This window comes from Streptomyces tendae, assembly GCF_008632955.1.
Taxonomy (GTDB): domain Bacteria; phylum Actinomycetota; class Actinomycetes; order Streptomycetales; family Streptomycetaceae; genus Streptomyces.
The window spans coordinates 3,602,972-3,627,282 of the sequence record NZ_CP043959.1 but is presented as its reverse complement, the minus strand read 5'-3'; the positions used below and the strand labels follow the sequence as shown (position 1 = coordinate 3,627,282).

The 24,311-nt window shown below is 73.1% G+C and carries 21 protein-coding genes; 10 read left to right on the top strand and 11 right to left on the bottom strand.

Translation table 11 applies throughout. The features are described 5' to 3' along the window. Positions 1-571 precede the first annotated feature (571 nt). Positions 572-1,768 (top strand): lactonase family protein, encoded by a 1,197-nt coding sequence (locus tag F3L20_RS16570; RefSeq protein WP_150155051.1) that lies wholly within the window; start codon positions 572-574, stop codon positions 1,766-1,768. Here F3L20_RS16570 and F3L20_RS16565 read toward each other — a convergent pair. Continuing rightward, positions 1,736-2,464, bottom strand: a complete 729-nt coding sequence (locus F3L20_RS16565) for a DUF2470 domain-containing protein (RefSeq protein WP_150155050.1) — start codon at positions 2,462-2,464, stop codon at positions 1,736-1,738. The genes F3L20_RS16570 and F3L20_RS16565 overlap by 33 nt on opposite strands. Positions 2,465-2,549: 85 nt before the next feature. Continuing rightward, positions 2,550-3,158, bottom strand: a complete 609-nt coding sequence (locus F3L20_RS16560; RefSeq protein ID WP_150155049.1) for a TetR/AcrR family transcriptional regulator — start codon at positions 3,156-3,158, stop codon at positions 2,550-2,552. A 110-nt stretch (positions 3,159-3,268) separates the two neighbouring features. Between F3L20_RS16560 and F3L20_RS16555 the strand changes: the two genes are divergently transcribed. After that, positions 3,269-4,789, top strand: coding sequence for a cytochrome P450 (locus tag F3L20_RS16555; RefSeq protein ID WP_150155048.1), 1,521 nt, complete (start codon positions 3,269-3,271; stop codon positions 4,787-4,789). Between the two features lie 23 nt (positions 4,790-4,812). Here the strand turns inward: F3L20_RS16555 and F3L20_RS16550 are convergent, their stop codons facing one another. Beyond that, positions 4,813-5,241 (bottom strand): nuclear transport factor 2 family protein, encoded by a 429-nt coding sequence (locus F3L20_RS16550; RefSeq protein WP_150155047.1) that lies wholly within the window; start codon positions 5,239-5,241, stop codon positions 4,813-4,815. Positions 5,242-5,377: 136 nt separating this feature from the next. Between F3L20_RS16550 and F3L20_RS16545 the strand changes: the two genes are divergently transcribed. Further along, positions 5,378-6,166, top strand: a complete 789-nt coding sequence (locus tag F3L20_RS16545; protein WP_150155046.1) for a helix-turn-helix domain-containing protein — start codon at positions 5,378-5,380, stop codon at positions 6,164-6,166. Between the two features lie 42 nt (positions 6,167-6,208). Here F3L20_RS16545 and sigJ read toward each other — a convergent pair whose 3' ends face one another. The 8 genes from sigJ to F3L20_RS16500 all read right to left on the bottom strand — a co-directional run bounded on the left by sigJ (position 6,209) and on the right by F3L20_RS16500 (position 15,457). Continuing rightward, on the bottom strand, positions 6,209-7,114 hold the full coding sequence (gene sigJ / locus F3L20_RS16540; RefSeq protein WP_382687190.1) for an RNA polymerase sigma factor SigJ: 906 nt from the start codon (positions 7,112-7,114) through the stop codon (positions 6,209-6,211). Then, on the bottom strand, positions 7,111-7,854 hold the full coding sequence (locus tag F3L20_RS16535; protein ID WP_150155044.1) for a PIG-L deacetylase family protein: 744 nt from the start codon (positions 7,852-7,854) through the stop codon (positions 7,111-7,113). Before F3L20_RS16535 ends, sigJ begins: the two co-directional genes overlap by 4 nt. A 47-nt stretch (positions 7,855-7,901) precedes the next feature. Then, the gene (locus tag F3L20_RS16530) at positions 7,902-9,203 is read right to left on the bottom strand and encodes an alpha/beta fold hydrolase (RefSeq protein WP_150155043.1); all 1,302 of its coding nucleotides are present in this window, start codon (positions 9,201-9,203) and stop codon (positions 7,902-7,904) included. A 101-nt stretch (positions 9,204-9,304) separates the two neighbouring features. Further along, positions 9,305-10,324: a LacI family DNA-binding transcriptional regulator gene (locus tag F3L20_RS16525; RefSeq protein ID WP_150155042.1), complete on the bottom strand. Its 1,020-nt coding sequence runs from the start codon at positions 10,322-10,324 to the stop codon at positions 9,305-9,307. A 319-nt stretch (positions 10,325-10,643) separates the two neighbouring features. Then, positions 10,644-11,726 carry a rhamnose ABC transporter substrate-binding protein gene (gene rhaS, locus F3L20_RS16515; RefSeq protein WP_150155041.1) on the bottom strand — a complete coding sequence of 361 codons (1,083 nt, stop codon included), beginning with the start codon at positions 11,724-11,726 and terminating at the stop codon, positions 10,644-10,646. Between the two features lie 27 nt (positions 11,727-11,753). Next, positions 11,754-12,785, bottom strand: a complete 1,032-nt coding sequence (locus F3L20_RS16510; RefSeq protein WP_150155040.1) for an ABC transporter permease — start codon at positions 12,783-12,785, stop codon at positions 11,754-11,756. Continuing rightward, complete coding sequence (locus F3L20_RS16505) at positions 12,778-13,818, bottom strand: ABC transporter permease (protein ID WP_150155039.1); 1,041 nt, start codon at positions 13,816-13,818, stop codon at positions 12,778-12,780. Before F3L20_RS16505 ends, F3L20_RS16510 begins: the two co-directional genes overlap by 8 nt. A 124-nt stretch (positions 13,819-13,942) precedes the next feature. Beyond that, complete coding sequence (locus F3L20_RS16500; RefSeq protein WP_150155038.1) at positions 13,943-15,457, bottom strand: sugar ABC transporter ATP-binding protein; 1,515 nt, start codon at positions 15,455-15,457, stop codon at positions 13,943-13,945. A gap of 263 nt (positions 15,458-15,720) precedes the next feature. Here F3L20_RS16500 and rhaI point away from each other — a divergent pair, with 263 nt between their 5' ends. The 7 genes from rhaI to F3L20_RS16465 all read left to right on the top strand — a co-directional run bounded on the left by rhaI (position 15,721) and on the right by F3L20_RS16465 (position 24,311). Next, positions 15,721-16,881 (top strand): L-rhamnose isomerase, encoded by a 1,161-nt coding sequence (gene rhaI, locus F3L20_RS16495; protein ID WP_150155037.1) that lies wholly within the window; start codon positions 15,721-15,723, stop codon positions 16,879-16,881. A gap of 105 nt (positions 16,882-16,986) precedes the next feature. Next, complete coding sequence (locus tag F3L20_RS16490) at positions 16,987-19,023, top strand: bifunctional aldolase/short-chain dehydrogenase (RefSeq protein ID WP_150155036.1); 2,037 nt, start codon at positions 16,987-16,989, stop codon at positions 19,021-19,023. Then, complete coding sequence (locus tag F3L20_RS16485) at positions 19,020-20,468, top strand: rhamnulokinase (protein ID WP_150155035.1); 1,449 nt, start codon at positions 19,020-19,022, stop codon at positions 20,466-20,468. The genes F3L20_RS16490 and F3L20_RS16485 overlap by 4 nt, the downstream gene beginning before the upstream one ends. A 74-nt stretch (positions 20,469-20,542) precedes the next feature. After that, positions 20,543-21,298, top strand: a complete 756-nt coding sequence (locus F3L20_RS16480; protein WP_150155034.1) for a (Fe-S)-binding protein — start codon at positions 20,543-20,545, stop codon at positions 21,296-21,298. Further along, entirely contained in the window at positions 21,295-22,773 is a 1,479-nt protein-coding gene (locus F3L20_RS16475) for a LutB/LldF family L-lactate oxidation iron-sulfur protein (protein WP_150155033.1), read from the top strand. The genes F3L20_RS16480 and F3L20_RS16475 overlap by 4 nt, the downstream gene beginning before the upstream one ends. Continuing rightward, the gene (locus F3L20_RS16470) at positions 22,770-23,402 is read left to right on the top strand and encodes a LutC/YkgG family protein (protein ID WP_150155032.1); all 633 of its coding nucleotides are present in this window, start codon (positions 22,770-22,772) and stop codon (positions 23,400-23,402) included. Before F3L20_RS16475 ends, F3L20_RS16470 begins: the two co-directional genes overlap by 4 nt. A 117-nt stretch (positions 23,403-23,519) precedes the next feature. Further along, complete coding sequence (locus F3L20_RS16465) at positions 23,520-24,311, top strand: ABC transporter ATP-binding protein (RefSeq protein ID WP_382687210.1); 792 nt, start codon at positions 23,520-23,522, stop codon at positions 24,309-24,311.

Sequence of the window (24,311 nt, the reverse complement as noted above, 5' to 3'; positions counted from 1 at the left end):
GCCCGGCCGGTGAGAGGGACACCCGACCGTGGCGCCGCGCCCAACCGGGGCGACACCGTGCCCCCCGTGCCCGGCCAGGGCCACGACCGGCTCCGGTCTCGGGCGACGCGACCCGCCCCATGACCGGGTGCCCCTTGCACTCGACCGGTGGGAAGCACACCCGCCCGGTGTCACCGTGCTCAGCCGGTGAGACGGACACCCGGCCGGGGCGGCACCGTGCCCGGCCAGGGCAACGACCGGCTCCGGTCTCGGGCGACGCGACCCGCCCCATGACCGGGTGCCCCTTGCACTCGGCCGGTGAGATGCACACCCGGCCGGTGTCACCGTGCCTGGCCGGTGGGAGGCACACCCGGCCGGTGACGCCGTACACCCGGTGCGGCACCTGGCCCGCCGGCCGGGTGCGGCACCGTGCCGGGCCAGGGGGCACCGTGCCCCCAGGGGCCTGAGCGGTCGGCCTCGGCGTGGGACGCCACGAACCGCCCGCGCCTGCGGGTGTCCCTTGCGTCCGGTGGGTGATCGACGTCAAGGTGGCCGTGGCGAGCGGGACGGGAGACGACCGAAGGTGCGAGTGATGAACAGGGCCGACTTGAGCAGGCGCCGCTTCGTGGGCGCGTTCGCGGGGACGGCCGCCGGGATGACGCTGCCCGCCTGTGACGACGGCTCCCCGCCGTCCGGGGCGCCGACCCCCTTCGCCCCGGCGACGGTGACCGGCCCCCCGTCGCCGAGCGGGACGCCCACGGGACCGCGCCCGCTGTACCTGGGCACGTACACCTCGGTCGACGGCGGCGGCGAGGGCATCGGGCTGGCGGTCTACGACCCGGCGTCGGGACGGATCACCGGGTCGGGCACGATCGGTGACGTCGCCGACCCGTCGTACCTGGCGGTGCACCCGGACGGCCGGACGCTGTACGCGGTGAACGAGCGGGAGGACGGCGCGGTGACCGCGGTCCGGCTGTCCGACCGGAAGGTCCTGGGCGGCGCAGGCACCGGCGGCTCGTCCCCCTGCCATCTGTCGGTGCATCCGGGCGGCCGGTACCTGCTGAGCGCCGACTACGGCTCGGGCACCGTCGCGGTGCACCGTATCGAGGAGTCGGGGGCGGTGGGCGAGCGCACGGCACTGGTCACGCACTCCGAGCCGGCCCCGGGCCCGGGACAACAGGGCCCGCACGCACACCAGTTCGTCACCGCGCCGGACGGGGGCCACGTGCTCGCCGTGGACCTGGGCACCGACACGGTGTACACGTACCGCCTCGACGAGCGTGCGGGCACCCTGACCGAGGTGGCGCGGGCGAGCGCCCGGCCCGGCGCCGGACCGCGCCATCTGACCTTCCATCCCGGTGGGCGGTTCGCCTACCTCGCCAACGAGCTCGACAACACGGTGACGGTGTGCGCGTACGAGCCCGGTTCGGGCCGGCTGCGGATCGGCGAGGCACAGCCGACGGGCACGGGGTCCGGCACCAGCTACCCGGCGCAGTTCGTCGTCACCGGCGACGGGCGGTACGCGTACCTCGCCAACCGGGGGCACAACAGCCTCACGCGGTACGCCGTCGAGGCGGACGGGGCCCGGCTGCGGCTGCTGGACACCGTGCCCGTGGGCGGTGACTTCCCTCGGCACATCGCCCTCTCCCCCGGCGGCGGGCTGCTGTTCGCGGCGAACCAGAGGTCGGGCGACGTCACCGTGTTCCACGTGGACGGCGACAGCGGCGAACTGCGCCCTGCCGGTGAGCCGTTCGCGTCACCCGTCGCCGTCTGTGCGCTGCCGCTGTAGCGCACGGGGGCGGGAGACGGCGCTCGCCTGGGTGAGCAGCACGTGCATGCGTTCGGTGAGCTGGGAGACGTCGTCGGCGGGCGCGTGGAACGGCAGCCGTACGTCGCCGTCGGTGCGCAGGCGTTCGATGCGCAGGGTCAGTCCGTGCCGGTCCACGGCGAGCGGCCGCACCCGGACCGCGCCCTGCAGGCCGGCCGGGTCCACCAGGCGGGTCAGCCGTTCTACGGCGTCGCCGTGGCAGTCCGCGAGGTGGGTCAGCAGCCGTGCCTCCGCGCCTGCCAGCGGGTCGGGCGCGGCGGTGGCGAACTCGTCGCGGCCGACGATCAGCGCGCCGGACGGCCGGCGGAGCACCACACGGGTGGGTTCGAAGGCGAGTCCGCCGCCCTGGACGGCGAACCATCCGGCCAGCCAGACCCGGGCGCGGATGCGGTCGCGTACGGGGACGGGCGCGACGTCGGCGAACTCCAGCACGGCTGACGGCTCTCCGCGGGGTGCGCAGATCGCGGCGGTGAGCAGCGTGCTGTCCTCGGCCACGTCCAGCAGCACCCGCCCGTCGTCCGTGACGGTGTGCGCGCCGACGAGTTCCTCCCGGGTGCCCTCCGCGGTCACCGTGCAGGACCAGGCGGCGGCGAGCACCGAGCGGGCCCGCTCCGCCGCACCGGGCGCGGCGGCCCAGCCGTGCGTGTGGTCACCCATCCCAACCTCCTCTTAGGTAAGCCTTGCCTAACCTATCGGAAGTCCGGGTGCGCGCCAACCGCCCCGGTGATCTTTTCGAGACCTTTCAGGGCGTGAGAACGCCCAGCAGGGCGCGTGCGCACAGGTCACGCACCTGGTCGCGCCCCAACTCCGAGCCGCGCAGCCACTCCAGACACACCGCCGTGGTGAAGGCCAGCCAGCCGCGCACCGCGAGCCGGGTGTCCGGCCGGGTGCCCAGCACCGGACCGAACTCGGGGTCGGCGGCGAGCGCGGCGAGGATCTGCCGCTCCTGCGCGGCCAGCGCCCGCCGGTAGACCCGCCGCACCGCCTGGTCCCCCGCCGCGTCGGCGCGGTGGAACGCCCGGTAGCCGTGCGCGTGGGCCTCCACGTACTCCAGATAGGCGTCGAGGCCCGCCGTCAGCTGCTCGCGCACCGGCACGCCGGGCACCGCCGCCGTCATGCGCAGCATCCGCTCGCTCTCGCGCTCCACCACGGCCGCGAAGAAGTCCCGTTTGGCGGGGAAGTAGTGGTAGAGCAGTCCGCGCGACACCCCGGCGATCTCGGCGACCTGCTCGATCCACACCTCGTCGTAGGGGCTCTCCGAGAACAACCGCGCGCCCACCGCGAGCAGTTGCTCCCGACGCTCCTCGGTGCTGAGCCGACGGCGTGTGCGCCCGCCCTCTGTCGCGGCCATTCCCGCACTGTAGTTGACGCCGCTCCGGCGGCCGGACCAGACTGGGCCCGCGTTATTGAACTCATGTGCAACACGTCGCACTCGCTCGCCGGATCGAAGGAGATCGCGCCATGGCGGAGACGACGGAACGGGCCGTACTGCCGAAGGGATTCCGCAGCGCGGAGCAGGGCTGGCCCGCGCTGCACCGCATACCGCACCCGCCGCACCGGCTCCCCGTGCTGGGCGACGTCATCGGGTCGAGCAGAAGCACCCCCGTGCAGGACTCGGTGCGTCTCGCCCGCCGGCTCGGCCCGATCTTCCGGCGCAACGCGTTCGGCAGGGAGTTCGTGTTCACATGGGGCGCCCGGCTGGTCGCCGACCTGGCCGACGAGTCACGGTTCGCCAAACACGTGGGGCTCGGCGTGGCCAACCTGCGGCCGGTCGCGGGCGACGGGCTGTTCACCGCCTACAACCACGAGCCCAACTGGCAGTTGGCGCACGACGTGCTGGCGCCCGGGTTCAGCCGGGAGGCCATGGCCGCCTACCACCCCATGATGCTGAGCGTGGCCGCGCGCCTGACCGAGCACTGGGACCGCGCGGCGGCCGACGGCCGCTGGGTGGACGTGCCCGGCGACATGACCAAGCTGACGCTGGAGACGATCGCGCGCACCGGCTTCGGGCACGACTTCGGCTCCTTCGAACGGGCCCGTCCGCACCCGTTCGTCACGGCGATGGTCGGCACCCTCAGTCACGCCCAGCGGCTGAACAACGTCCCGCCGCCGCTGGCCCCGCTGCTGCTGCGCCGGGCCAACCGCCGCAACACGGCGGACATCGCGCGGCTGGAGCACATCGTCGACGAGGTGGTCCGCCGCCGGCGCGCGGACGGCCACGCCGAGGGCGACCTGCTGGACCGCATGCTGGAGACCTCGCACCCGCGGACCGGCGAGCGGCTGTCGCCGGAGAACGTCCGCCGGCAGGTCATCACCTTCCTGGTCGCCGGACACGAGACCACCTCGGGCGCGCTCTCCTTCGCCCTCCATTACCTCTCCCTCCACCCCGGGGTGGCGGACCGCGCCCGCGACGAGGTGGACCGGGTCTGGGGAGAGTCGCCGGAACCGGCCTACGAGCAGGTCGCCCGGCTCCGTTACGTGCGGCGCGTCCTCGACGAGTCGCTGCGGCTGTGGCCGACGGCACCGGCCTACTCACGCGAGGCGACCGAGGACACCGTGCTGGCCGACGAGCATCCGATGCGGCGCGGCGCGTGGACGCTGGTGCTGACGCCGATGCTGCACCGCGACCCCGAGGTGTGGGGCGCGGACACCGAACGCTTCGACCCCGACCGCTTCGACCCGCGGGCGGTACGGTCCCGGCCGCCGCACACCTACAAGCCCTTCGGGACGGGCGCGCGGGCCTGCATCGGCCGCCAGTTCGCCCTGCACGAGGCGACGTTGGTCCTGGGCCTGCTGCTGCGCCGCTACGACCTGCACGCCGATCCCGGGTACCGCCTGCGCGTGACGGAACGGCTCACCTTCATGCCGCGAGGACTGCGGCTGCGCCCGGACCGCCGCCGCGCGCCCCGCCCGGACGCGCCGGGCAGGCCGGTGGGCGACGGGGCGGAGCCGGTGGGCGAGGAGCGCCGGACCGGAGGCTGAGCCCGACGGCACGGCGCCCCGTGTCAGTGGTGGGCCGTGGGATCGAAGCCCTCGGGGGCCCGGTCGAGGAAGGCGGTGATCGCGCTGATGCGGCCGTCCTCGTCGAACTCGATCACGTCGGTCCCCGTGGCGAAGGACGTGCCGTCGCCGGTGAGGATCTCCCACCGCAGCCGGGCCCGGCCGTGGTGCACCTCGGGCCGCTCGCGCCGGCGGACCGTGGCGGGTCCCCGGTGCGACACGAACTGGTCCCGGAAGTCCGCGAGCGCCGCGGCCCCCCGCAGGAAGCCGACGGCGGCGCGGTACTCGACCGTGTCGGTGAAGACCTCCGAGGCCAGGCGGTGCCGTCCGCCCTCCGGGCCGGTGTTCCAGAAGCGCGTGTACCGCTCCAGCTGCTCGAACGCGTCGGCGGCGCCCTCGTTCCGCTCCGCCGCCGGTGCTGTCGTTCCGCTCATGACGGGTGTCCCTTCGTCCGGCGCGGTGCCGTGCGGCGCACCGCGCTCCGGTCTCCGACTGTGCGAGCCCGCGGGCCGGCTGTCGATGACCTGCCAGGTCATTGCCGTCGTGCGCCCCACGCGTCAGCCTGGGGCCATGACGACGACCACCGCACCGGTCGGGGCGCAGCTGCGGCAGTGGCGCGAGCGCCGCCGCCGTTCCCAGCTGGACGTGTCGCTCGCAGCCGAGCTGTCCACCAGGCACCTGAGCTGCGTCGAGACCGGGCGCGCGAACCCGAGCCGGGACATGATCCGCCGGCTGTGCGACGAACTGGACGTGCCGCTGCGGGAGCGCAACCCGCTCTACCTCGCCGCCGGGTTCGCCCCGGTGCACGGCGAGCGGGCGTTCGCCGATCTGGGCGCGGCACGTGCCGCCGTGGAGGCGGTGCTCACGGGGCACGAGCCGAACCCGGCGCTCGCGGTCAATGTGCGCTGGGAGCTGCTGGCCGCGAACCGCGCGATGGAACAGTTCCTCGGCGACGTGGGGCGGGAGCCGTCGGAGCCGCCGTTCAACGTGCTGAAGGCGACCCTGCGTCCCGACGGGATGGCCGGGCGCATCCGCAACCTCGCGGAGTGGCGCGCGCACGTCCTGCGCCGGGTCCGCCGCCAGCTGGAGCGGACGGCCGACGTCGGTCTGGCCGAGCTGCTCGCCGAGCTGGAGAGCTACCCGGCCCCGCCGCGGACGGACCCGCCCGCCCCGGCCGGTGAGGCGAACGACCTGGTCGTCCCGCTGCACCTGGCGTCCGAGCACGGGGAACTCGCGCTGCTGTACACCACGACGGTCTTCGGCTCACCGCGTGACGTGACGCTGGACGAGATCGCCATCGAGACGTTCTTCCCCGCGGACCGCGACACGGCGGCCCTCATGCGCGAACTGTCCGGCTGACGCCCCCGGCCGGTGCCGTGAGGTGGGCCGGCCGCGAGCCGGTCAGTCGGCCTCGGGTGGCAGGGCCAGCCCCTTCAGGCGGGCAGGGTCGGCCAGGATGTAGAGGGCCGTGATGCGGCCGTCCTGGACCGTGACGGACATGACCGAGCCGACGCGGCCGTCGACCACGCCGACCAGGCCGGGTGCGCCGTTGACGAGGACCGTGCGGGCCCGCGCGTTGAAGCGGGCGAACATCATCGCCGACTCGGCCACCTGCCGCGCGCCCCGCAGCGTCTTCGAGCCGGCCACGCCCCGGACCAGCGCGCCCGCGTCCGCGCGCAGCACCACGTCCGGGTGCAGCACCGCGACCAGCGCCTCGAAGTCGCCGGTGCGTGACGCGGCGCGGAAGGCGTCGAGGGCCTGCCGCTGCCGTCCGGCGTCGGGATCGGCCGGCGGGGTGGAGTCGCGGACCCGGCGGCGGGCCCGGCTGGCGAGCTGCCGGGTCGCGGCCGCGCCGCGCTCCACCACCGGGGCGATGTCGTCGAAGGGCACGGCGAACATGTCGTGCAGCACGAACGCCAGCCGCTCGTCGGGGTCCAGCGCCTCCAGCACGACCAGCAGCGCCACGCCCACCGAGTCGGCCTCCAGCGCCTCCTTCTCCGGGTCCACCCGGGACAGCGGCCGGATCACCGGGTCGGGCACGAAGGTGTCGTCCATCGGCTGCTCACGGCGGGCGCTGCGCGAACGCAGCAGGTCCAGGCAGATCCTGCCGGTCACGGTGGTCAGCCAGCCGCCCAGGTTGTCGATACCGCCGGGCTCCACCCGGCCCAGTCGCAGCCACGCCTCCTGCACGGCGTCCTCCGCCTCGGAGACCGAGCCGAGCATCCGGTAGGCGACCGCCATGAGGTGGGCCCGGTGGTCCTCGAAGGCCCGCGCGAGCCGCTCCTCGTCTCCCCCCACGGCGGTCACCGCGGAAACAGCTCGAAGGCGACCGCGGGGCGGTTCCCGAACCGCTTCCCGGTCTCCTCCGCGAAGCCGGTCAGCAGCGTGCGCGCGTACGTCTCGGGGTCCTCGTCGGTGAGCGCCTCGATGTAGGTGCGGTGCTCCAGCAGGGAACGCACCGCCCGCTCCAGCCCCGCGGTCGCGTCCACGGCGTGGGTGGGCGCGCCGGATCCGGCGACCGCCACCCAGCGCACGCCGTCCCAGGGTTCGAGCCCCTGCTCGGTCAGCTCGGGGAAGATCCAGCGGTTGCCGGCGTCCCCGGCCGCGTCGAGCGTGGCCCGGCCGACGGCCACGTGGTCCGGGGTGTTCCAGGCGGTGCCGCCCCAGGTGTCCCGGTGGTTCAGGGTGATCACCAGCTCGGGCCGGTACCGGCGGATCGCCGCCGCGATGTCCCGGCGCAGGGCCGGACCGTACTCGATCACGCCGTCCGGGTGGTCGAGGAAGGCGACCTCCGAGACGCCCACCACGGCGGCGCTCGCCCGCTGCTCGCGCTCCCGGAGCGGTCCGCACGCACTCGTTTCCAGGGTGTCGATGCCCGCCTCGCCGCGGGTCGCGAGGACGTAGGAGACCTCACGGCCGGCGTCGGTCCAGGCGGCGATCGCCGCCGCGCACCCGTACTCCAGGTCGTCCGGGTGCGCGACCACGGCCAGGGCGCGCCGCCAGTCGTCGGGCAGGGGCGGGAGTTGACTGATCGTCGGCTCGGTCATGACCGGCAGACTAACCCCGTGCACCGACAGCGCACGGGGGCGCGCGGTCAGGCCTCGTCGCGGGCGAGGGCGAGCAGCCGGTCCAGGACCCGGGGGCCGCCGACGCGGACGCCGTCGTGCTCGAACTCGTCGGTGACCCAGGTGCGCAGTCCGCGGATCGCGCGGGCGGTGGCCAGCGCGTGTGCGGTGTCGACGTACATGTCGTCGTGGTAGACGGCCGCCGCGACCGGGACCTCGTTGGCGGCCAGGCGCGCCGGGTCGTACAGCGGGGTCCAGTCGGTGCGCGCGGCGAACAGTTCGGCGGTCTCGCGCAGCGGGCGCAGCGCCGGGTCGCAGTCGAAGACCCAGGGGTGGATGGTCTCACCGGTGAACAGCAGCGGCTCGTCGCCGGCGAGCGCCTTGGCCGCGTCGAACCGCGGGAACTCGGACCGAACGCGTTCGGCGGACCAGGCGGTGGGCCGGGCGTCCTGGGCGTAGATCGCCTCGTGCACCAGGGCGTACAGCGGGTGTCCGGCGAACGACAGCAGCGCCTGTGCCTGCTCCTGGAAGGCGTCGGAGAGCGCGGGGCCGCCCGGGGTGGGGACGAACGCGTCCTCCAGGAGGTGGTGCAGGCGGTGGCTGCCGTCGCCGCCGCCGAGCATCATGCCGAAGGACTGGAACGCCTCGACGGTGAACCGGTAGCCGTTCGGCAGGACCACGTCGTGGGTGAGGAGGTGGTCGGCGATACGGCGGGCGCGCTCGACGTCCTGCGGGTAGCGGGCGTAGTGGGCGGCGACCTTCCGCTCGATGCGCGGGTAGGCGGCCCGGTAGACGTCGTCGGCGTGCGCGTCGAGGGAGGGCAGGCCGCCGGTGATCAGGGCGGTGTCCAGGCCCTCCGGGGCCAGGGAGAGGTAGGTGACGGTGCAGAAGCCGCCGAAGCTCTGGCCGAGCACGGTCCACGGGGCGCCGCCGGTCACCTGGGGGCGGATGACCTCGCAGTCCCGCACGATCGAGTCGGAGCGGAAGTGCGTGAGGTAGCCGGCCTGCTCGGCGGGGCCGCCGCGGAGCGGGAGCGTCTGCCGGTTGGCGGGGGTGGAGCTGCCGGTGCCGCGCTGGTCGAGCAGGAGCACCCGGTACTCCTCCAGGGCGCGGCCGAGCCAGGCCGGCTTTCCGACGAAACGGTTCGCCCCGAAGCCGGGGCCGCCCTGGAGGTAGAGCAGCCAGGGCAGGTCCTGGCCGGCCTTGTCACTGGCGACGACCTCGCGCGCGTACAGCTCGATCGTCTCCCCCGAGGGGTTGGCGTGATCGAGGGGCACGGCGAACCGGCGGTCGGTGAGGACCACGCCGGGCTGGCGGTAGGTGTCGGTCAACGGGACTCCCGGGACGAACGGATTGTCGGGCCGCGACCCAGTTCAGCACATGTTCCTGCGGCCAACGACCCCGGGATCATGAAAATGTTCCCGGGCGACGGTCAGCGGGCGGAGAGGCTGGAGCGCCGGACCACCAGTTCCGGGGCGAGCACGACCCGGCGGTGCTCGTGCGGCGTGTCCGTCTCCTCGGTCTCCTCCAGCAGGAGTCCGGCCGCCAGCGCGCCCATGGTGACGGCGGGCTGGCGCACCGAGGTGAGCGGTACGGCCGCCGCGGCGGCGAACTCGATGTCGTCGTAGCCGACGATCGCCAGGTCGTCGGGGACGCCGACGCCGGCCGCGTACATCGCCTGGAGCACGCCGAGGGCGAGCAGGTCGTTGGCGCAGAACACGGCCGTGGGGCGGCGGGACAGTCCGAGGAGCCGGGCGCCCGCGTCTCGTCCGGCGGCGACGTCGAGTCGCTCGGTGGGCAGTTCGTGCAGGCTGTCGGGGCCGAGTCCGGCCTCGGCGAGGGCGTTCAGGGCGCCGGTGCGGCGGTCCCTGACCTGGTTCAGTCCGGGCGGGCCGCTGACGTACGCGACGGAGCGGTGCCCGGCGTCGACGAGGTGCCGTACGGCCAGGGCGCCGCCCGCCACGTCGTCCACGGAGACCGAGCACTCGGTGGTGCCCTCGGCGACCCGGTCGACCAGCACGAACGGGATGCCGTGCCGGCGGAACGCCCCGATGTTGCGGCCGGTGGCGTCGGCGGGGGTGAGCAGCACGCCCCGCACCCGCTGCTCCGCGAAGAGGGACAGGTACTCGGCCTCCTCGCCGGGGCTCTGGGCGCTGTTGCAGACCATGACGCCCAGACCCGCCTGGCGGGCGGCGCGCTCGGCGCCGCGGGCGACGTCGACGAAGAAGGGGTTGCCCATGTCGAGGACGAGCAGGCCCATGATGCGGCTGCGGCCGGCGCGCAGCTGGCGGGCGGACTCGCTGCGTACGTAGCCGAGCCGGTCGATGGCGGACAGCACCCGGGCCCGGGTCTCGGCGGCGACCGTGTCCGGGCGGTTGATCACGTTGGAGACGGTGCCTACCGAGACTCCGGCGACGCGGGCGACGTCCTTGATACCCACCGACTGGGCCATCGGACAGGGACCTCCAGTGGTACGAGGGGGCGGGGGGCGGCGCGGCGGGCCATCACACTACCCGCACGGCCGCCCCTTTCCGGTCACGGGCGAGGTGGGGACGTGCCCGTCGGCCGAGGTGGAATGTCTCGGTGAGCTGGGTCGTCGCCTCGTCGGGCCGGGATCCGTCGAGGGGCCCGAAGAAGGGTGCCCTCTCGGCCCGCCGGCGGGCGTTGGCCCCGGTGGCCTCCGTGCCGGCCTTCGCCGCCTTCGAAGTCGTCGGTCCGAGGAAACACACGCGTCGCACGGGCCGCGCCTTTCCGCCGGGCCGGGTGACGGGTCAGAAGTCGAACCGGTCGATGTTCCCGGCGTTGAAGACGGTGGGCTTACCCAGGTTGATCACTCCGTCCTTGCCGATGGTGTACTCGCCCATCGCGCCGGCCGTGAACGTCTCGCCCTCCTGGCCGGTGATCTGGCCGGACGCGAGCGCGACCGCGGTGCGGGCGGCCAGTTCGCCGAGCTTGGCCGGGTCCCACAGCTCGAACGCCTCGACGGTGCCGTTCTTGACGTACTTGCGCATGTCGTTGGGAGTGCCGAGGCCGGTCAGCTTGACCTTGCCCCGGTACTTGGAGCCGGACAGGTACTGGGCGGCGGCCTTGATGCCGACGGTGGTCGGGGAGATGATCCCCTTCAGGTTCGGGTACTCCTGGAGCAGGCCCTGGGTCTGCTGGAAGGACTGCTGGGCGTCGTCGTTGCCGTAGGCGACCTTGACCAGCTTCATGTCCTTGTACTTGGGATCCTTGAGCTCGTCCTTCATGAACTCGATCCAGGTGTTCTGGTTGGTCGCGGTCTGCGCGGCGGACAGGATGGCGATCTCGCCCTTGTGGCCGATCTGTTCGGCGAGGAGCTGCACCTCGGTGCGGCCCAGGTCCTCGGCGGACGCCTGGGACACGAAGGCGTTGCGGCAGCCGGGGGTGGTGTCGGAGTCGTAGGTGACGACCTTGATGCCGTTCTTCATGGCCTGCTTCAGCGCGGTGCACAGGGCGCCGGGGTCCTGCGCGGACACGGCCATCGCGTCGACCTGCTGCTGGGTGAGGGTGTTGACGTAGGAGACCTGGCCGGCGGTGTCGGTGGCGCTGGTGGGGCCGACCTCCTTGAAGGTGGAGCCGAGTTCCTTCACGGCCTTCTCCCCGCCCTTGTCGGCACTGGTGAAATACGGGTTGTTGACCTGCTTGGGCAGGAAGCCGACGGTCAGGCCCTTCCTGGTGGCCGCGTCCGGGTCGGCCTTGCCCGCGGAGCGGGCCGCTTTGCCCTCGTTCTTGACGTCCTCCTTGGTGGTGCCGCCGCAGGCGGTGACGGCCAGGGCGAGGGAGGTGACGGCGGCGAGCGCCGCGCAGGGACGGCTCAGGGATGCCTTGCGCATGGTGGGTTCCTTAGGGACGAGGACGGTTCAGGAGGTCGGTGCGGTCGTCCTGGGTGCGGGCGCCGTGGGGCCCGGGGGTGGTGCGGCGGCGGCCCGGCGTGCGGCGCGGGCGACGGCGGTCTGCCGGGCGACGCGCGGGCCGAGGACGGACAGCACCAGCAGCACGCCGGTGACGACGGTCTGGGACTGGGCGGAGACGTCCCTCAGGCTCATCACGTTCTGCAGCGCGCCCAGCAGGAACACCCCGGCGATCGCGCCGCCGAGGGTGCCCTTGCCGCCGTCGAAGTCGATGCCGCCGAGCAGCACGGCCGCGACGACGGACAGTTCGAGGCCGGTGGCGTTGTCGTAGCGGGCGCTGGCGTAGTGCAGGGCCCAGAAGACGCCGGTGAGGGCCGACATCAGGCCGGTGACCGTGAACAGGATCAGCTTCTGGCGCCTGACGCGGATGCCGGTGAACCGGGCGGCCTCCTCGCCGGCCCCGATCGCGAACAGCGACCGGCCGAAGGGGGTGGCGTGCAGGGCGACGACGGCGATCGTGAGCAGCGCCAGGAACGGCAGGAAGGCGTACGGGACGAAGGTGTCGCCGACGCGTCCGGCGGCGAAGTCCAGGTAGGCGGCGGGGAAGTCGGTGACCGCGTCGGAGCCGAGCACGATCTGCGCGATGCCCCGGTAGGCGGCGAGGGTGCCGATGGTGACGGCGAGGGAGGGCAGCCCGAGCCGGGTCACCAGCAGGCCGTTGACCAGGCCGCACACGACGCCGATGAGCAGGCAGACCGGGATGATCGCCTCGATGGCCATGCCCTGGTTCCACAGGGCGCCCATCACCGCGCCGGACAGGCCCGCCGTGGACGCCACGGACAGGTCGATCTCGCCGGACACCACGAGCAGCGTCATGGGCAGGGTGATCAGCGCGATCGGCAGGGTGTTGCCGATGAGGAACGACAGGTTGAGGGCGTTGCCGAAGCCGTCGACGGTGGTGAAGGACAGCAGCAGGACGACGACGAGCAGGGCGCCGACGACCGTGTCCCAGCGAACGGCGCGCGTGAGGGAGTCAGGCATGACGGGCGTTCCTCTTCTTCAGGGCGGAGGCCACGCGCAGCGCGACGATCCGGTCGACCGCGATGGCGAGGACGAGCAGGACGCCGTTGATGGCGAGCACCCACACGGAGCTGACGCCGAGGGCGGGCAGCACACTGTTGACCGAGGTCAGCAGCAGCGCGCCGAGGGCGGCTCCGTAGACGCTTCCTGAGCCGCCGGTGAAGACGACACCGCCGACCACGACGGCGCTGACGACGGTGAGTTCGTAGCCGGTGCCGGTGCCCGAGTCGACGTTGCCGAAGCGCGCGAGGTACAGCGCGCCGGCCAGACCGGCGAGGGCGCCGCAGAAGGTGTACGCGGCGAGGATCCGCACCCGGACGGGGATGCCGGCGAGCCGGGCCGCCTCCGGGTTGGAGCCGAGCGCGTACAGCTCGCGCCCGCCGCCGAAGTGCCGGAGGTAGTACGCCGTCGCCACCAGCACCACGAGCGCGATGAGCGCCAGGTACGGCACGGCGGAGACGCCGCCGGAGCCGAAGTCGACGAAAGTGCCCGGGAGATCGGCGGCGGTGATCTGGCGGGAGCCGACCCAGATCGAGTCGATGCCGCGGATGATGTACAGCGTGCCCAGGGTGACGACGAGGGCGGGTACCTGGCCGAGGGAGACGAGCGCGCCGTTGAGCAGGCCGAAGCCCATGCCGAGCAGGACGGCGAGGGCGACGGCGACGACCGGGTTCCCGCCGCCCTGGAGGTGGAGGCCGGCGGCGAAGGCGCTGATGCCGAGGGTGGAGCCGACGGACAGGTCGACGTTGCGGGTGATGACGACCAGGGACTGGCCGGTGGCGACCAGCACCAGGATGGTCGCGTTCAGCAACAGGTCCTTGATGCCCTGTTCGGACAGGAACTCGCTGTTGCCGGCCTGGGTGACGGCGATCATCACCACGAAGACGGCGAGGATGGCGAGTTCGCGCATCTTGAAGACGCGGTCGGCCAGCCGGGCGGCGCCGACCTTCGGCACCTCGGCGACGGGGGCTTCGTCGGGAGCGGTGACCGTCATGCGGTGCCCCTTTCGTTCGCTTCTCCGCCCGGGCGGCGCAGAGGTGCGGGCGTCGTGTCCGTCTGCGGGCCGGTGGCCGCACGTGCTCCCCCACTGCCTGAAGGGCGTGGGCGGTACCCCCGTCTCACGCGGCCCTCCCGGTGGCTGCGGCCATCACGGTTTCCTCGGTGGCGTCGGTGCGGGGGATCTCGGCGGTGAGCCGGCCCTCGTGCATCACCAGCACGCGGTCGGCCATGCCGAGGATCTCGGGCAGGTCGGAGGAGATCATCAGGACGGCCACGCCGTCGGCGGCGAGCTGCGACAGCAGCCGGTGCACCTCGGCCTTGGTGCCGACGTCGATGCCGCGCGTGGGCTCGTCGACGATCAGCACCTTCGGGTTCGTGGCGAGCCACTTGGCGAGGACGACCTTCTGCTGGTTGCCGCCGGACAGGGTGTTCACCGAGTCGGCGATCCGGGCGTACTTGACCCGCAGTTTGACGGCCCAGTCGAGGGAGCGGCTGCGTTCGGCGCCGCGGTCCATCAGGCCGGCCCGTACGGTGGTGCCGAGGCCGGTGAGGCCGATGTTGCGCTCGATGGACAGGTCCGTCACCAGGCCCTGGGCGCGCCGGTCCTCGGGGACCAGGGCGAGTCCGGCGGCCATGGCGGTGGAGGGGGCGCCGTTGGTCAGCTTCTGCCCGTCGACCTCCACCTCGCCGGCGTCCCGGCGGTCGATGCCGAACACCGTGCGGGCCACCTCGGTACGTCCTGCGCCGACGAGTCCGGCGAGCCCCACGATCTCGCCGCGCCGTACGTCGAAGGAGACGTCGGTGAAGACACCCTCGCGGGTCAGGCGGCGCACGCGGAGGGCGACCTCTCCGGGCGTCACGTCCTGCTTGGGGTAGAGCTCGGCCAGGTCACGTCCGACCATGCGGCGCACCAGGTCGTCCTCGGTCATGCCGTCGAGGGGTTCGCTCGCGATCCGGGCGCCGTCGCGCAAGGTGGTGACGCGTCGGCAGATCGCGAAGATCTCCTCGAGCCGGTGCGAGATGAACAGCACCGCGGCGCCCTGGTCCCGCAGGGTGCGGACGACGCCGAAGAGACGGGCGACCTCGCTGTGGGTGAGGGCGGCGGTGGGCTCGTCCATGATCAGGACGCGGGCGTCGAAGGAGAGCGCCTTGGCTATCTCGACGATCTGCTGGTCGGCGATGGACAGTCCGCGGGCCGGACGGTCCGGGTCGAGTGCGACGCCGAGCCGCTTCATCAGCGCGGCCGTGGCGTCGCGGGTGCCCTTGTGGTCGATCCGGCGCAGCGCGCGGCGGGGCTGGCGCCCCATGAAGATGTTCTCGGCGATCGACAGGTCCGGGAAGAGCGTCGGCTCCTGGTAGATGACGGCGATGCCGGCGTCGCGGGCGTCGCCCGGCCCGTGGAAGACGGCTGGCCTGCCGTCGAGCAGCACCTGGCCCGCGTCCGGCCGGTGCACTCCGGCGAGCGTCTTGATGAGGGTCGACTTGCCGGCTCCGTTCTCACCGGCCAGGGCGTGCACCTCCCCGGCGAACAGCTCCAGGGAGACGTCCCGCAGCGCGCGGACCGCGCCGAAGGACTTGGAGATCCCCTTGAGTGCGAGAACCGGGGCCGGACCCGTGTCGGACGGGTGGGTCATGAGGGCTCCTCGACTACGCCGGCGGGTCGGCCCTCACGGCGTCGTGAAAGGTTTCAACTGGGTTGCCGGGACGGTAGGCGCGTCACCCATGTCACGTCAATGGGTCCCGGTCGAAAAACTTTCGACTGCCGTGGGCGATAACCAGGTCACGGCGGACCGACGTCGCCACGGGGGTTGACACCCCTTCGGAGGGCACCTAGCTTCGCGTTCTGAATCGTTTCATCCAGTGGTCGTCACGACCCGATGTCACAGGAGCCCCTGACGTGACCGAGCTCGCCGCGGTGAAAGCCGCCCTCAAGACCCAGGCAGTCGAGACGCCGTCGTGGGCGTACGGGAACTCGGGCACCCGGTTCAAGGTGTTCGCGCAGCAGGGTGTCCCGCGTGATCCGCGGGAGAAACTGGACGACGCGGCCAAGGTCCACGAGTTCACGGGCGTGGCGCCGACCGTGGCGCTGCACATCCCCTGGGACACGGTCGACGACTACGCGGCGCTGGCCCGGCACGCGGAGGACCGCGGGCTGCGGCTGGGCACGATCAACTCCAACACGTTCCAGGACGACGACTACCGGCTGGGCTCCGTCTGCCACCCGGACGCGGCCGTGCGCAGGAAGGCCGTGGACCATCTGCTGGAGTGCGTCGACATCATGGACGCGACCGGCTCCAAGGCTCTCAAGCTGTGGTTCGCGGACGGCACCAACTACCCGGGGCAGGACGACGTCCGGGCGCGGCAGGACCGGCTGGCCGAGGCGCTCGCCGAGGTGTACGGGCGGCTCGGCGCGGACCAGCGCATGCTGCTGGAGTACAAGCTGTTCGAGCCGGCGTTCTACGCGACGGACGTGCCGGACTGGGGGACGGCCTACGCGCACTGCCTCAAGCTGGGGCCGAAGGCGCGGGTCGTGGTCGACACCGGGCATCACGCGCCCGGCACCAACATCGAGTTCATCGTGGCGACGCTGCTGCGGGAGGGGAAGCTCGGGGGGTTCGACTTCAACTCGCGGTTCTACGCCGACGACGACCTGATGGCCGGCGCGGCCGACCCGTTCCAGCTGTTCCGGATCATGTACGAGGTGGTACGCGGGGGCGGGTTCACGGCGGACGTGGCGTTCATGCTGGATCAGTGCCACAACGTGGAATCGAAAATTCCCGCGATCATCCGGTCCGTCATGAACGTGCAGGAGGCCACCGCCAAGGCGTTGCTCGTCGACCGGTCGGCGCTGGCCGACGCTCAGCGGGCGGGGGATGTGCTGGGGGCCAACGCCGTGCTGATGGACGCGTTCGACACGGACGTGCGGCCGCTTCTGAGGGAGGTCCGGGAGGAGATGGGGCTGGATGCCGATCCCATGGCGGCGTACGCGCGGTCGGGATGGGCCGAGAAGATCGTCGCTGAGCGGGTGGGCGGGGAGCAGGCCGGCTGGGGGGCGTGAGGTTCCGCTCCCTCACGGGGTGCGGGTCCGTCGTGGTCGAGCGCGCAGCTCCCCGCGCCCCTGAAGTACGTGCGCTCACCCCCCTCTTCACAAGGACTGGTTGTCATGGTCAACGGCGAAGTCGCTGCTCTGCTCGCTCGGTCGCATCGGCTGGGGAGCGATCCCCGGAACACCAACTACGCCGGGGGGAACGCCTCCGCGAAAGGTGCCGAGGCCGATCCCGTCACCGGGGGTGATGTGGAGCTGATGTGGGTCAAGGGGTCCGGTGGGGATCTCGGGACGCTCACCGAGGACGGGCTGGCCGTGTTGCGGCTGGACCGGCTGCGGGCGCTCGTCGACGTGTATCCCGGCGTGGAGCGCGAGGACGAGATGGTGGCCGCGTTCGACTACTGCCTGCACGGCAAGGGAGGTGCCGCGCCCTCCATCGACACCGCGATGCACGCACTGGTGGACGCCGCCCACGTCGATCACCTGCACCCCGACTCCGGCATCGCGCTGGCGTGTGCCGCCGACGGGGAGAAGCTGACCGCCGAGTGTTTCGGGGACACCGTGGTCTGGGTGCCGTGGCGGCGGCCCGGGTTCCGGCTGGGGCTGGACATCGCCGCCGTGAAGGAGGCCAACCCGCAGGCCGTCGGCTGTGTGCTGGGCGGACACGGGATCACCGCGTGGGGCGACACCTCCGAGGAGTGCGAGCGGAACTCGCTGCACATCATCCGCACCGCCGAGCGGTTCCTCACCGAGCGCGGCCGACCGGAGCCGTTCGGTCCGGTGGTCGACGGGTACGAGGCGCTCCCCGAGGAGGAGCGGCGGGTGCGGGCGGCAGCTCTGGCGCCGTTCGTGCGGGCGATCGCCTCGCAGGACCGGCCGCAGGTGGGGCACTTCGACGACTCCGGCACCGTCCTGGACTTCCTGGCGCGGGCCGGGCATCCGCGGCTGGCCGCGCTGGGGACGTCGTGCCCGGACCACTTCCTGCGCACCAAGGTGCGTCCGCTGGTGCTGGATCTGCCGCCGTCCGCGCCGCTCGACGAGGCGGTGACCCGGCTGGAGGAGCTGCACGCGGACTACCGCCGCGAGTACGCCGCCTACTACGAGCGGCACGCGGAGCCGGACTCCCCCGCGATGCGCGGCGCCGACCCGGCGATCGTGCTGGTGCCGGGCGTCGGCATGTTCAGCTTCGGCAAGGACAAGCAGACGGCGCGGGTGGCCGGGGAGTTCTACCTCAACGCGATCAACGTGATGCGCGGGGCCGAGGCGGTCTCCAGGTACGCGCCGATCGAGGAGTCGGAGAAGTTCCGCATCGAGTACTGGGCGCTTGAGGAGGCCAAGCTGCGCCGGATGCCGCCGCCGAAGCCGCTGGCGACCCGGGTGGCGCTGGTGACCGGGGCGGGCAGCGGGATCGGGAAGGCCATCGCGCGGCGCCTGACCGCCGAGGGCGCGTGTGTCGTCGTGGCCGATGTGAACGCGGAGAACGCGGCCCTGGTCGCGGAGGAGCTGGGCGGGCCGGACAAGGCCGTCGCGGTGACCGTGGACGTGACCGACGAGGAGCAGGTCGCCACCGCGTTCGAGGAGGCGGTGCTCGCCTTCGGCGGCGTGGACCTGGTGGTGAACAACGCCGGGATCTCCCTCTCCAAGCCGCTGCTCGAGACGACGGCCGAGGACTGGGACCTCCAGCACGCCGTCATGGCGCGCGGTTCCTTCCTGGTGTCGCGGGAGGCGGCGCGGGTGATGACCGCCCAGCGCCTCGGCGGCGACATCGTGTACATCGCCAGCAAGAACGCGGTGTTCGCCGGCCCCGACAACATCGCGTACGCGGCGGCCAAGGCCGATCAGGCGCACCAGGTGCGGCTGCTGGCGGCGGAGCTGGGTGAGCACGGCATCCGGGTCAACGGCGTCAACCCCGACGGTGTGGTGCGCGGTTCGGGCATCTTCGCGGGCGGGTGGGGTGCTCGGCGGGCGGCCGTGTACGGGGTGCCGGAGGAGAAGCTGGGCGAGTTCTACGCGCAGCGGACGCTGCTGAAGCGCGAGGTGCTGCCGGAGCACGTGGCGAACGCCGTGTTCGCGCTGACGGGCGGTGACCTCACCCACACCACCGGGCTGCACGTCCCGGTCGACGCCGGCGTCGCCGCCGCGTTCCTGCGATGAGCGGCGGGGCGGGGGCGTACGCGGCGGTCGACCTCGGTGCGTCCAGCGGGCGCGTCATGGTCGGCCGGGTGCGCCCCGGCAGCCTGGAGCTGACCGAGGCGCACCGCTTCCCGAACCGTCCGGTGCGGGTACCGGAAGGGCTGCGCTGGGACGTACTGGGGCTGTACGCCGGGGTGCTGGACGGGCTGCGGGCGGCCGGCGCCGTCGATTCGGTCGGCATCGACAGCTGGGCCGTCGACCACGGGCTGCTCGACGCGGACGGGGCGCTGCTCGGCAACCCGGTGCACTACCGCGACGGCCGGACCGACGCGGTCGCCGAGAAGGTGTGGGCGACCGTGCCGGCCGGGGAGCTGTACGCGGCGACCGGGCTGCAGTACGCGCCGTTCAACACGTTGTACCAGCTCGTCGCGGCGCGCGGCACACGGCAGTTCGCGCAGGCCGAGCGGGTGCTGCTGATGCCCGACCTACTGGCGTACTGGCTGACCGGGGAGCAGGGCACCGAGCTGACCAACGCCTCCACCACCCAGCTGATCGACCCGCGCACCCGCACCTGGGCGCACGGGGTGGCGCGGCGGCTGGGCATCGACCTCGGGCTGTTCCCGCCGCTGCGCCTGCCCGGTGACCCGGCCGGGCTGCTGCGGCCCGGGGTGCTGGAGGAGACCGGGCTGACCGGCCCGGTGCCGGTGACGGCGGTCGCCTCCCACGACACGGCGTCGGCGGTGGCCGCGGTGCCGGCGGACGGCGAGCGGTTCGCGTACATCTGCACCGGCACCTGGTCGCTGGCCGGGCTCGAACTGGACGCGCCGGTGCTCACCGAGGAGAGCCGGGCCGCCAACTTCACCAACGAACTGGGGCTGGACGGGACCGTCCGCCACCTGCGCAACATCATGGGGCTGTGGCTGCTCCAGGAGTGCCTGCGGTCCTGGGGTGATCCGGACCTCGGCCCGCTGCTGCGCCGGGCGGCGGAGGTGCCGGCGCTGCGGTCGGTGGTGGACGCCGGGGACACCGCGTTCCTCGCGCCGGGGCGGATGCCGGAGCGGATCGCCGAGGCGTGCCGCGCCACGGGCCAGCCGGTGCCGGACTCCCCGGCCGCGACGGTGCGCTGCGTCCTCGACTCGCTCGCCCTGGCCCACCGCACCGCCGTGGAGGACGCCCAGCGGCTCACCGGACGGACGGTGGACGTGGTGCACGTGGTGGGCGGCGGCACCCGCAACGCCCTGCTGTGCCAGCTGACCGCCGACGCGTGCGGGCTGCCGGTGGTGGCCGGACCGACAGAGGCGGCGGCACTCGGCAACGTCCTCGTCCAGGCCCGCGCCGCCGGACGGGTCGGCGACCTCCCCGGCATGCGGCGGCTGTTGGCCGCCACCCAGCCGCTGATCCGGTACGAGCCGCGTGGCGGCACCCGGCCGTGGGCCGCCGCCCGCGCCCGGCTCGCCCGGGACTGACCGGGTCTCCCCCGGGCCGCCGGCTCCGCACTACCCTGCATCTCACCCGATGATCGACTGGACGAGGAGCCGCGATGCGCGTCGCTCTGTTCCTGACCTGCGTCAACGACACGCTCTATCCGGACACCGGGCGGGCCGTGGTGAAGCTCCTGACCCGGCTCGGTGTCGACGTCGACTTCCCCATGGCGCAGACCTGTTGCGGCCAGGCCCACTACAACACCGGGTACCGGCACGAGACGGAGCCGATGGCCCGCCACTTCGCCGACGTCTTCCGGCACTACGAGGCCGTCGTGACGCCGTCCGGGTCCTGCGGGGCGATGGTGCGGGAGCTGTACCCGCGGATGGGTGAGCGGGCCCGGTCCGAGGGGCGCGGCGACACCCTCGCGACGGTGCTCGCGCCGGTGGTGCCCAAGACGTACGAACTCACCGAGTTCCTGGTGGACGTGCTGGGGGTGACGGACGTCGGGGCGTACTACCCGCACCGGGTGACGTACCACCCGACCTGTCACGGGCTGCGCTCGCTGGGGCTGGGCGAACGGCCGCTGCGGCTGCTGCGGGCGGTGAAGGGGCTGGAGCTGGTGGAGCTGCCGGGCGCGGACGAATGCTGCGGGTTCGGCGGCACCTTCGCGCTGAAGAACGCCGACGTGTCGGCTGCGATGGGCGCCGACAAGGTGCGCAACGCCGAGTCGACCGGCGCCGAGGTGCTGTGCGCGGCGGACAACTCCTGCCTCATGCACATCGGCGGCACGATGACGCGGCTGCGCACCGGCATGCGGCCGGTGCACATCGCGGAGATCCTGGCGAGCACGGAGGAGGAGCCGGCCCTGTGAGCGGAACCTTTGTCGGTATGCCCGCGTTCCCGGCGGCGGCCCGGGAGGCCGTACGCGACACCACCCTGCGCGGCAATCTGCGGCACGCCACGCACACCATCCGCGCCAAGCGGGCCCGGGCGGTGGCGGAGCTGGACGACTGGGAGCGGCTGCGGCAGGCGGGGAAGCGGATCAAGGACCGCACGCTGCGTCATCTCGACCGTTACCTGGAGCAGTTGGAGGAGTCGGTGACGGCGGCGGGCGGCACCGTCCACTGGGCCGCCGACGCCGACGAGGCCAACCGGATCGTCGCGGAGCTGGTGAAGGCGACCGGTGAGACGGAGGTCGTCAAGGTGAAGTCGATGGCCACCCAGGAGATCGCCCTGAACGAGGCGCTGGAGGCCCGGGGAATCCACGCGTACGAGACCGATCTGGCCGAGCTGATCGTCCAGTTGGGCAAGGACCGGCCGTCGCACATCCTGGTCCCCGCGATCCACCGCAACCGCGGGGAGATCCGGGAGATCTTCACCCGGGAGATGGGCGAGTGGGGCCGTCCCGCGCCCGAAGGGCTCACCGACACGCCCGCCGACCTCGCCGAGGCGGCGCGGCTGCACCTGCGGGAGAAGTTCCTGCGCGCCAAGGTCGGCATCTCCGGCGCCAACTTCATGGTCGCCGAGACCGGCACGCTGGTGGTGGTGGAGTCCGAGGGCAACGGGCGGATGTGCCTGACCCTGCCGGAGACGCTGATCTCGGTGGTGGGCATCGAGAAGATCGTGCCGACCTGGCAGGACCTGGAGGTGTTCCTGCAGACCCTCCCCCGCTCCTCCACCGCCGAGCGGATGAACCCGTACACCTCGATGTGGACCGGGACGACGGACGGGGACGGTCCACGCACCTTCCACCTCGTCCTGCTGGACAACGGCCGCACCGACACCCTCGCCGACCAGGTGGGCCGGCAGGCGCTGCGCTGCATCCGCTGCTCCGCCTGCCTGAACGTCTGCCCGGTGTACGAGCGGGCCGGCGGCCACGCCTACGGCTCGGTCTACCCCGGACCCATCGGCGCCATCCTCAGTCCCCAGCTCCGGGGCACGGGAAGCGAGATCGACGCGTCGCTGCCGTACGCGTCGTCGCTGTGCGGGGCCTGCTACGAGGTGTGCCCGGTCGCCATCGACATCCCCGAGGTGCTGGTGCACCTGCGGGAGCGGGTGGTGGAGGGCGGCGAGGCCGTCCGCGAGGGCAACAAGGTGCGGCTGCGGCCCGCGAAGGGGCACGCCGCGGAGCGGGCGGCGATGCGCGCGGCCCGCTGGGCGTTCACCCGCCCCGGAGTGCTGCGCACCGGGCAGCGGGTCGCCTCGCGCAGCCGCCGGCTGCATCCCCGCACCCTGCCCGGGCCGGGCCGGGCGTGGAGCGGCACCCGGGACCTGCCCGCGGTGCCTGCGGAACCGTTCCGTGACTGGTGGCAGCGGACGCGCGGCGGAAAGGGCGGTGGGGCGTGAACAGCAGGGAGCGGATCCTGGGCCGGGTGCGGCGCGCGCTGGCGGACGTACCGCCGGGTGAGGACACGCCGGTCGAGCGGGACTACCTGCGCGAGCACGGGGAGCGGACCGCCGAGGAGACGGTGGACCTGCTGGCGGACAACCTGGCGGACTACCGGGCGGTCGTGCACCGCACGGACTCGGAGGAACTGCCGTACGTGATCATGCGGTTGCTCGCCGAGCGCGGACCGCAGTACGTGCTGGTGCCGCCGGGGCTGCCGCCGGAGTGGATGTCGGCCGCGGATCCCACGCGCGTGCACGACCGCGAGGTCAGCACCGCGCGGGAGCTGGACAAGGTGGAGAGCGTGGTGACGGGGTGCGCCGTGGCGATCGCCGAGACGGGCACGATCGTCCTCGACGGCTCCCCCGACCAGGGCCGGCGCCGGATCAGCCTGGTCCCCGACCACCACATCTGCGTGGTCCGCGTCCCGGACCAGGTGGTCGCGTCCGTCCCGCAGGCCTTGGAACGCCTCGACCCCACCCGCCCGTTGACCTGGATCTCCGGCCCGTCGGCGACCAGCGACATCGAACTCGACCGGGTCGAGGGCGTGCACGGGCCGCGCACCCTGGAGGTCGTCCTGGTCCGGTGACCCCCCTGCCGGGGGTGTCGGTGCGTACACCCCCAGGACGGGCACTGCGCCCCGTGTGGGCGGCTCTCCTCCTCCGTAGCGTCGTGACCAGGGCACAGGGCGTGCCGGACGGAGGAGATGACGATGGTGCGCAACAGGGCACGGCACATGCCCGGTACCGAACCCGCCGCCGAGGCGCTGCGCCTGGTGAAGGTCACCAAGTCGTACGGCGCGGACGGCAGCGCCGTGACCGCCCTCGACGGGGTGACGCTGGGCCTCGCGCGGGGCACGTTCACGGCGGTGATGGGGCCGTCCGGTTCGGGCAAGTCGACGCTGCTGCAGTGCGCGGCGGGTCTGGAGCGGCCGGACAGCGGGATCGTACGGGTCGACGGGACCGAGCTGACGGGTGCCGGCGAGACGGAGCTGACGACGTTCCGGCGCGGGCGGGTGGGGTTCGTGTTCCAGCAGTACAACCTGCTGGAGACGCTGACCGTCGCGCAGAACACCGTGCTGCCGCTGAAGCTGGCCGGCCGGCGGGTGGACCGGCGGCGGGCCACCGAGATCCTCACCGCCGTGGGCCTGGGCGACCGGCTCGGGCACCGCCCCGACCAGCTGTCGGGCGGTCAGCGGCAGCGGGTGGCGATCGCGCGGGCCCTGGTCACCGAGCCGCGGGTGATCTTCGCGGACGAGCCGACCGGCGCGCTGGACACGCGCAGCGCGCGGGAGGTGCTGGAGCTGCTGCGGCAGGCGGTGCGGGTGCACGGGCGGACCGTGGTGATGGTGACGCACGACCCGGTCGCGGCCTCCTGGGCGGACAGTGTGCTGTTCCTCGCGGACGGCAGGCTGGCCGGGCGGATGGACGCGCCGACGGCGGACGCGGTGGCGGAGCGGCTGGCGCACCTCGGCGACGAGACGTCCGTGGGGGTGTGA